Here is a 6884-nt window from a genome sequence, read left to right as displayed (position 1 = left end):
ATCCTCATACCGTCCCCCGGGAACCCGTCGTCCTACAACGACACCATCACCGGCGACGGCACACGCATATGTGCGTAACTGAGCGGCATTGAGGCCGCCTCCGCTTTTTTCGCCCGGGAGCTCGACCCGACCCTGCGCAGATCCTGACGCTCGTCGACGAGCGCAAGGACCTGGGGGCCGAGCCCATTCTCAGGGAACTCCACATCCCCGCCTCCACCTACTACCGTTGGCGCCGCGCGGTGGAAGTCCCCTGCGAACGCCGCCGGTTCGACGTCGAACTCACGGCGTGGATCCGCCGGATCCACGCCGGATCCGAGGAGACCTACGGCTCTCCGCGGGTCCACGCGACCCTCGCCCGGGAGGGTGTGCGCGTGGGCCGCAAGCGGGTGGAACGCCTGATGCGCGAGGCCGGTCTGCAAGGGATCAGCCCGAACAGGCGGCCCAAGGGCTTCACCCGCCGGGACCCGGACGCGGACCTCGCGCCCGACCTCGTGAAGCGGGACTTCACCGCGCCGGCGCCGAACCGGCTGTGGGTCACCGACCTGACGATGGTGACGACCGGCGAGGGACCACTGTGGCTCGCGGCGATCCGTGACGCCTTCTCGCGCCGCATCGTGGCTTGGGAGACGTCCGCCCGCGCGGACGCCGACCTGGTCCTGACGGTGTTGGAATATGCCCTGCGTGGCCGGGACGTCGAGCCCGGGACCCTGGTCCACCACGCCGACCACGGCTGTCAATACACGTCGATCAAGCTCACGACTCGTCTGCTGCGGGCGGGAGTTGCCGCTTCGATGGGGTCGGTGGGCGACTCCTACGACAACGCGCTCGCGGAGAACCTGTGGAGCGTGATCAAGACCGAGTGCCTCCGCCGCAAGACGTTCGACACCCGCGCCGAAGCGAACCTGGCGCTGTTCGCCTACATCGACGGCTGGTATAACCCAAAACGCATCCAAAAGCGCCTCGACTGGCTCAGCCCGGACGAATACGAGGAGAGGTTCTACGCCGAACAGGCGACGGCCAATCAGGCAATCATCAAACCTCAGAGACCCGCCCTGACAAGCTAACCAACACCTCCCACACAACGGGGGAAGCTCAATCCGCCACGGCGGCCCCCAAGGCTCCCGTTCCACGGCGAACGTGCCCGACTCCATGAGCACCGGGAGCTGAATCCCGTTCCCGTACTTCTGATGGGCGTGGGCGGGCAGCGCGACCTGGGACAGCGGGATGGTCAGCCCGGCGCCACACCCGGCACACACGAAGACGAACAAATGTCCTCCGCCAGAGAAACAAGGGGCATCATTGCAACCCCGCGGTGGACCGGCCAACGTGTTTTTCATGCGTCGCGCGGGACCGTGCACCGCCACGGTGTGTTGCGTCACCGTTCGAACCCTTGATGTGCCAGCTGCCTCCCGAAGTGGTGAACATCCGCTGCTTGTTCTCGTGAACAAAGCCAAACGGGCCTGGCTTCTCGCATACTCCGGGCCATGCGCCCGGAAGGTTCCCCGCCAAGTCGACGAGTCCACTTGCTACGGGGGAGCCGGTCAAGAGGCCGGCTCCGAGGGCTCGCGGTTGTCTATGGACAACCACCAACGGCCGAGTCGCAATTGTCTATGGAAAATTCGCCGAGGTTGATCAATTGTCCATGGACAACCCGGACGGTGGCCTTGCCGCTGAACTCCGCTCGATTCCCGCGCCCCGTGGTACTCGTTGCCCTCCCGCCGTGTGACAACCCAACCGTTCCCTGACCCGAACGGCTTCGACCGGCCAGCCCTCTCAACGGGGCGATTCGAGTGAGTGCTTTGGTCAGCCAGGTCCACCGCTGGTTACTCAGGGAGCGGCCGGTATGTGGTGCGGCTGCTTGGGGCGATCAGGCGCCGACTGCTCGGACGAGGTCCTTGACGCCGACGGCCCTGGGGTGGCGTTGTGCGAGATCGCGGGTCAGCGCTCGCATCGACGGACGATTGCGAACCTCCGCAGGTGCCTCACGCAACGCGTTCATGAGGGCCGCGATGGTCTGGTCGGGCTTATCCCACAGCCACCAGGCACGCGCCATGTCGGTGTGGAAACGGCCTCTGCGCTCGGAGGTGTCGAAATGTCGCGACGCGAGGTCGCGCCCGGCGTGGACAGCGGCGCCGGCGTCGCCGAGCGCCCAGTGGACACCCACCTCGTACAGGGCCACCGATGCCGGGGTGACCTTGAATGCCTCGGTACCTGTGCGGCTTGTCGGGATGCGTGTCGCGGCGCTTCGGGCGTTTCGCATGAGTTCGATCGCTGTCCCACGATCCTCCGCCCCGGCAGCCGTGTATGCGCAGGTGCACAACATCTGTGCATACGTGGCGGCCTGTTCCGGCGTCCGCAGGCCCGTCTGCTCGACGCGTCCGGCCGCCTCCAGTGTGATGCGCTGCGCGATGCTCCCTTGGCCCTGGTGCCGCAGCACGATGCTGAGCATGCGCGCCGACGCGGCCTGCGCGAGGGGAGATCCGGATTGATGGGCGTAGACGGTCGCGCGATCCGCAGCACTGCGCGCCGCGCCGTATCTACCGAGCTTGGACAGAGTCTGGGTGCACAGGTCGTAGCACGCGGCGAGGCGGGCCAACGCCGCTTCGTCGGTGGCCTGTTGGGCTGCGGTATGCGCGGTCGCAAGCAGGTCCGGCATCGCGGCCGCGAGTCGTGCGTGATCCCCGACGTCGTAGAGCGTGCGGGCGCGGCCCAGGAGTCGGACAACATCCGCAGAGGTCGCCGGGCCGGCGGTGGTGGGAATGGATGCCAACGCGTCGTCGACGCCGACCAGGAGCACCGTCGGGACGGCGGCAAGCGAGGCGGTCAGCAGCGAACGTCGGCGCACGGGGTCCTCCTCGTCCCGCCGTTCGGCGGTCCCAGCCACCCTAGCGGGTAGCGACTCCGTCACGCCGAGTACTGCCGCAAGGACGCGCGAAGGCATCCCCACGGCGACGGCCGCGGCCCGCATCTTTGCGAAATCGTCCTTGCCGCGACCCGATTCGAGCCTGGACACGGCCGACGCCGAGTATCCGATTAGGAGTCCGAGATCCGCCTGTCGCATGCCTCGCGCGGTGCGCCCGGCCCGCAGTAAGGGGCCAATGCGACGCTCGTGGACGAGCGCGCTCACATGCGGCGAATCCCAAAGAGCGTCTGCCATCTGTGCCCCCCGAGAGACGCAGGGATATCCGTCTCACCGTAGCCAGATGATCACGCTCCGTCGAGACAATTTGCAGGATTCGCATATGACGTGCGCGTCCTGCACATCACGGACGCAACCGCGCGAACCAGTGTTGTCCTGGTGTGGGGACGGCACCGCCGTTCTCCCTCAACTCCAGGAGGCACAGATGAAGCAGCCCGACACTCGCAACACCCGTCCCGCGCGGGTGATGCTGCCCGTTGCCCTCGGCACCGCCGGCGTCCTCACTCGGGGCGGCGACACGAGCGGCAGCGAGAACAAGCGCAAGATCTACACCTCGACCACGCGCTGACCCCGAAACCGTCGGCCGCCTCCGCACGGCGGGGGCGGCCGACGTCGTTCCCGCTCACTTCCCGCATAGCGATGCTCAAGGAGCGACGAGCATGATGATCGGTGGGTTCGTCTCGAGAACCTCCCGCGCCACCACACCCGTGCCCGTGCCCGTGTCCGCGCTTGCCCACGACCGGCTCCCCATGTGGTCACTCGGCGACGGACCGCTGTCGAAGATTCGCACCGGGTACTCCGCCCATCGGGCGATCTGCGTGCTCGGCACCTGCGGAGCCGATTACGACGACCTGAATGCGCTCGCCGCGCGAGGGGTCCAGCCGGTAGACCTGTGGCGATGGCCGGGCGCCTACTCACTGATCGAGATGACCGACAGCGGCACCGTGTTGTACGCGGATTTGGCATCGGCGGTGCCCGTGTATTGGACGCAGGCGGCATCCGGTTTGGCATGGTCGACATCGGCCCGAGCGCTCGCGGGCCTGGTCGACGCCGAGGTGGACGCCACGTGGCTGGCGGTGCGGATGCTGACCCCTTCGTACGTGATGCCCATCCCCACCCGAACGGCGTTCTCAGGTGTTTACCGCGTTCCCGCCGGACACCGTGTAGACCTGTCGGCCACACAGGCGTCCGAGCCCATCCCGCTGTGGTCCGCCGAGCCGACGACGGACCCGACCGAGGCAGCCGTCCGCCTCGGCGCCGCGCTGACCGCGTCAGTTGAGCTCCGCGCGCTGACATGCCAGCGCCCCACCGCCGACCTGAGTGGCGGTCTTGACTCCACCGCCGTGACCCGCCTGGCCGCCGCTGCCCTCGCCCCGCAGGGAAGAACCATCGGCGCCGTCACCCTGCACCACGAACACGCCACCACCGGCGGCGATCTGGAGTACATTCCCGCCGCTGCGGCCCACTTGGCGATCGACCACCGAATGCTCGCGCTCGACGACCGCCACCAGCCCTACACCGACCTCGACGCCATCCTCCCCGCCACCGACGAGCCCGCCCCCGCAACGCTCGGCCACGCCTTCTTCGCCCACCAACTCCGCTTCGTGGGCGACGTCTTCGGCAGCGACGGACACCTGACCGGGGACGGCGGAGACACCCTGCTGTGCCCACCCCTGCTCTACCTCGCCGACCTCCTCCGCGCCCGCCGGCCACAGACCGCCATCACGCACGCCCTGGGCTGGGCACAGGTCCGCCGCACCCGACCCCTCCCACTCCTGCGCCAAGCCCGCGCCGCAGCCCATACCTCGCGCTCCGCAGCGCTCCGCCGAACCGCCCAGGTGCTTACCGGAACGGCGCGCAGCCCCGGCGGCCTCGCTCTCTTCCCCGTCGAACCACCGGCGATCTGGGCGACCGACCACGCGCGACGCCTCGCGGCGTACAGCTACGACCAGGCCGCGGATCTCGCCGAACACGCTGCGATCGGCGACCTGGCGAACGCGGTCACCTGGGACCAGGTCGGCGAGATCGGCCGCACCGCCGCCGCCGACGCCCACCTCGCTCACGCCCTCACCGGGGTATCCCTGCACAACCCGTTCACGGACTCGCACGTCGTTGCGGCGGTGCTGTCCTGCCCCTCTCCCAGCCGCACCAGCCCCGACGCCTACAAACCTCTCCTGACCCGGGCCCTGCCGCATGTCCTCCCCGCCTCGATCGCCGCGCGCGTCACCAAGGGGACCTCGACCAGCGACCACATCCGTGGCCTGCGCACCCACCTCGACCATGCACTCGCCCTGGCCGACGGACATATCGCCGCACTTCACCTCGTTGACGTCGAGGCCCTGCGGACGGCCACACAGCACACCGCCGCCGGAATCGGCCCCGGGGACCTCGACGCCGTCCTCGCCATGGAGATGTGGCTGCGCGCCCACCGCGAAACCCCGGCCGTCGCCTGGCATCAACGACCGAACATCCATCCTTGGGAAGCCGCGTGAACACCCACATCATGGCCGGCCGGCACACCCACGCCGTGGAATTCGCCGGGCCCGGCATTGTCGTGCTCATGGACACCCGCGACGGCATGGTCCAAACCCTGATGGAACCCGCCGCCACCTGGTGGCGCACCCTCGCATCGACCGGAGATCCCGCCGCGGCCGCACGAGCCGCGAACCTCTCCGCCACCGAGGCGACAGGGCTCACCCGAGCGCTGACCACCGCAGGTCTCCTCACCACCACTGCCCGCCCCGCGCCCTGGCCGGCGCCCATCGTGGGGCTGGACCCCGGCCCGAGTTGGGGCAGTCAAACCGCTCCGGTCGCGCTACCCAAGCGCCCCCCAAGCCGATGGGCACTCCGCGCCACGGCCTTCCTCGTGATGGCCGCCGTGCTGACCATCACCCGGTGCGGCTCCCACCACAGATACTTTGCCCGGCACCTGAAAGTCGTGCGTGCCGTGGCTCGTTGGAACGTGCTTCGGCATGTGCCCTTGGCGGATCCCGCGACCGCCGCCGAATCCGTCGATGCCGTTCGGCGCGCCGCCAGATGGTGCCCCGCGCGAGCGGTGTGCCTGGAACAGGCGACCGCCACGATGGTATTGCTCGCGCTCCGGGGACACTCGGCAACGTGGTGCCAGGGCATCGCACCCGATCCAGTCCGCCTGCACGCGTGGATCGAGCACACTGACTCCGGGGAGCCCGTCGACGAACCGGCGGACACCGCCGCCTACACCACCGTCCTGCGCATCCCCGGGAGGCGATCACCATCGCGAACCTGACAGGCCCCGGCCTATTCCGTTCCACGGACACCATCGCCATCGGCCCACTGCGCCGCGATCTCTTGGATGTGTACCTGCGTTGGACCAACGATCCCGTCTCCATGAGGGGCAACGGCCGCGTTGATCCTGAGACGCGCGAAAGGCTGTGTGCGGGCCTCGACGTCATGATCGCGGGAGAGAACGCGCACTTCACGATCTACGACCCGGCTCGCCAGGACCGCTCTGGCGGCCCTTTGCCTGTTGGCACAGCGACTCTGTCGATCGACCGTCCTGTCGCGGCGGCGGAATTCCTCGTCACCCTGGGAGAGGAAGGTCGAGGGCGGGGGCTCGCAGCCCCCGCGACGCGCCTTGTTCTGGACTTCGCCTTCGAGGACGCCGGGTTGGAGAACGTGTACCTGACCGTTCTGGAGCCCAACGTCGCCGGCATCCGCGCCTACACCCGAGCCGGATTCCAGCTCATCGGCCACCGCCGCCGCAGTGCCCTGTGGGCGGGCACTCGCGTGGACGAAGTCTTCATGGACGCGATCCCCGCGTCGTAACGGGCGGGCATCTGACGCCTGGTCCAGGAACGTGGGGGGGGGGGGGGGGGGGGGGGGGGGGGGGGGAGAGGGCGGGGGGGGGGGGGGGGGGCAAACCCACGAACCCCCAAAAGAGGCTAAGACGAGGGAGAGGACCGTGGGCAAACAGGAAGCCCTA

6 protein-coding genes are annotated in these 6884 nt (G+C 68.8%); 5 read left to right on the top strand and 1 reads right to left on the bottom strand.

Annotation, left to right across the window (positions count from 1 at the left end):
* Window positions 1–140 precede the first annotated feature (140 nt).
* A complete protein-coding gene (locus tag ACZ4FV_RS51340) occupies window positions 141–1064 on the top strand; it encodes an IS3 family transposase (RefSeq protein ID WP_465328284.1) in 924 nt (307 codons plus the stop codon).
* 803 nt (window positions 1065–1867) lie between these two features.
* On the opposite strand, the gene ACZ4FV_RS51335 is transcribed toward ACZ4FV_RS51340, so the two are convergent.
* The gene (locus tag ACZ4FV_RS51335) at window positions 1868–3127 is read right to left on the bottom strand and encodes a helix-turn-helix domain-containing protein (RefSeq protein WP_465328280.1); all 1260 of its coding nucleotides are present in this window, start codon (window positions 3125–3127) and stop codon (window positions 1868–1870) included.
* Between the two features lie 217 nt (window positions 3128–3344).
* Between ACZ4FV_RS51335 and ACZ4FV_RS51330 the strand changes: the two genes are divergently transcribed.
* The 4 genes from ACZ4FV_RS51330 to ACZ4FV_RS51315 all read left to right on the top strand — a co-directional run bounded on the left by ACZ4FV_RS51330 (window position 3345) and on the right by ACZ4FV_RS51315 (window position 6727).
* The gene (locus ACZ4FV_RS51330; RefSeq protein ID WP_465328278.1) at window positions 3345–3488 is read left to right on the top strand and encodes an albusnodin family lasso peptide; all 144 of its coding nucleotides are present in this window, start codon (window positions 3345–3347) and stop codon (window positions 3486–3488) included.
* Between the two features lie 91 nt (window positions 3489–3579).
* On the top strand, window positions 3580–5412 hold the full coding sequence (locus ACZ4FV_RS51325) for an albusnodin/ikarugamycin family macrolactam cyclase (RefSeq protein WP_465328276.1): 1833 nt from the start codon (window positions 3580–3582) through the stop codon (window positions 5410–5412).
* On the top strand, window positions 5409–6188 hold the full coding sequence (locus ACZ4FV_RS51320) for a lasso peptide biosynthesis B2 protein (RefSeq protein WP_465328274.1): 780 nt from the start codon (window positions 5409–5411) through the stop codon (window positions 6186–6188). Before ACZ4FV_RS51325 ends, ACZ4FV_RS51320 begins: the two co-directional genes overlap by 4 nt.
* Entirely contained in the window at window positions 6170–6727 is a 558-nt protein-coding gene (locus ACZ4FV_RS51315; protein ID WP_465328282.1) for a GNAT family N-acetyltransferase, read from the top strand. Before ACZ4FV_RS51320 ends, ACZ4FV_RS51315 begins: the two co-directional genes overlap by 19 nt.
* Window positions 6728–6884: the final 157 nt, after the last annotated feature.

The organism is Embleya sp. NPDC025285 (assembly GCF_055558835.1).
The sequence above is the reverse complement of the archived record's forward strand: the minus strand, read 5'-3'. Positions and strand labels throughout refer to the sequence as shown.